Annotated in this window: 4 protein-coding genes; all 4 read right to left on the reverse strand. The window is 59.8% G+C overall.

The window, feature by feature from the left end:
- The coding region (locus tag HY30_RS16505) for a S26 family signal peptidase (protein ID WP_155839388.1) at window positions 1–576 on the reverse strand (576 nt) is incomplete at its 3' end.
- The gene (locus tag HY30_RS16510; RefSeq protein ID WP_162176965.1) at window positions 576–1067 is read right to left on the reverse strand and encodes a DUF2840 domain-containing protein; all 492 of its coding nucleotides are present in this window, start codon (window positions 1065–1067) and stop codon (window positions 576–578) included. The genes HY30_RS16510 and HY30_RS16505, both read right to left, overlap by 1 nt.
- Complete coding sequence (locus HY30_RS16515) at window positions 1000–1215, reverse strand: helix-turn-helix domain-containing protein (RefSeq protein ID WP_034743400.1); 216 nt, start codon at window positions 1213–1215, stop codon at window positions 1000–1002. The genes HY30_RS16510 and HY30_RS16515 overlap by 68 nt, the downstream gene beginning before the upstream one ends.
- 249 nt (window positions 1216–1464) lie before the next feature.
- Window positions 1465–1788, reverse strand: a complete 324-nt coding sequence (locus tag HY30_RS16520; RefSeq protein WP_034743403.1) for a DUF736 domain-containing protein — start codon at window positions 1786–1788, stop codon at window positions 1465–1467.
- Window positions 1789–1825 lie beyond the last annotated feature (37 nt).

Raw genomic sequence — 1825 nt, forward strand, 5'->3', positions numbered from 1 at the left:
TGTCACCTCCGGACGCATACCACCCTCCCAATCCGATGCCTCTCTCTCGTCAGGAGTGTGCCAGGAGATATCTCCCAGAAACACAGCCCGCCCGATGACATGCGACAGGCTCACGGGGCCAAAATACCGGCTGTCAAAGGATTCCGGGGTCTCATTCGAAATGAGAAGGATTTCACCCAGGCGAAGGGATGTGCAGCCTTGGGTCCAGACGGGCAGGGGCCGACCGGACCGGTCCTGTCCAAGCAGGGGCAGGGGCGGCTGGCCAGCAACGGTCAATACGCCGGCATCCACACAAACCCTATCGCCCACAACGGCCCAGACGGTCTTGATGACCGGTATGTCTGCCGGCAGGTATCCACGTGTTGCGGCCAGGCTTTCGGCGTGTCCCGGCAGGCGGGATGCCACAAGATCACCGCGTTTGGCTATCTTGAGCGGCTCCACTTTGTACCAGCCAATCGGTGCGCTTTCGCTCGGATTGTAGAGCAGTCTCGGTGCCGGTTTCAGCACAAATCCCGCCCAGAGAATCCCTGCTCCAAGGGCAGACAAGGCAAGCGGTATCGCGCGGTCCTTATCCATCACCAGACCTCTCGTTCAAGAAGGTGTTCAACCGGAAGCCCGGCCTGCAATTGCGTGGACAGGCGTTGCCAGAAGGCGGCGGAGATGGTGGTTGGATCGGTGCGCTCGGATATGGCATTGATCGCCTCGAAAGCGCGCCTCGCATGATGGGAATGGAGCGCAGAGAGGAACAGGATGCCGCCCGGCTTTATGCCTGAAACTCGGCTGATCCGGTCACCTGATGATCCGGCCCGGATGATAAATAATTGCCAGTCCGCGGCAGCTCGAAACGTGGTGCGCCTGCGCTCATATCCGAACACATCGCCCGGAGAGAAGGCGGCCATCTGCCTGTGATCGCAGGTGTTCCGGATCATGCGCGGCGCACCAAAGAGCAGGCGTTCGGTCAGGCCATTTTGATCCTCCACAAGTGAAACAAGCGTCAGATCAATAGCCATTTTTCGCGTCTCCTGGGCGGTGGCTGGACGCTGAAAAACGGAGAAGGTCATCGACATGATAGACGACAACACCGACATGCTTTCGGTAGACCGGACCGAGACTGGCGTAGCGCCAGTTCTGCAGCGTTCTTTCTGACACGCGAAGGAACCGTGCCGCTTCCTTTGTGGTCAGGAACGGGCTTTCGCCAATGCCGTCGGTCTGCATGATGAAACGCTTTCCTGATGCCAGGTCCGGGCCTTCGCGGACGGCTCCCGGCGTCAGGGAAACAAGGGATGATCCTAATCGGGAGTCACGAAGATATGCCGATCATCTGCGAAACCCTGCTTAACCATGCGTACAGCGCATGGCTTCCTACAGGCGTGAGCGCCAACAGACCTTGAAGCGACGGGCGCATAGGCAAAGCCGCTCCGGAGATCTCTCCGGAGCGGCCAGTCTGGTTATCTCAGCGGGGCCTTAGTCCCTGGGGTTCCAGAGGATCACGTGGCGGCCTTTCTTACCCTTGACCGGTGCGAGGTTCGCGTAGATGCGGCGCGGACCGATCTGCGGATCTGCGAGGGTCAGCGAGACGTATTCGCGTCCCGAAGACTTGGCCTTGCGCATCCAGCCGCCACCGATTTCGGTCGCGGTCTCACCGGCGAAGATGCGGTAGTCCGGCTGGGCCTCTTCGGCTTTTTCCGCGTTCTTTTCGATGCGGATGGCGGCTGAGAGGTTCATCATTGCGAGGGCGCCTTCGAAGCCGGTCTTGGTTTCGCTGACATATCCGAGTGCGTTTGCCATGGGGGTCTCCTTTTCGTTTCCGTGGCTGTCTTCGAAG

Origin of the sequence: Hyphomonas chukchiensis (assembly GCF_000682695.1) — a bacterium.
Classification (GTDB): domain Bacteria; phylum Pseudomonadota; class Alphaproteobacteria; order Caulobacterales; family Hyphomonadaceae; genus Hyphomonas; species Hyphomonas chukchiensis.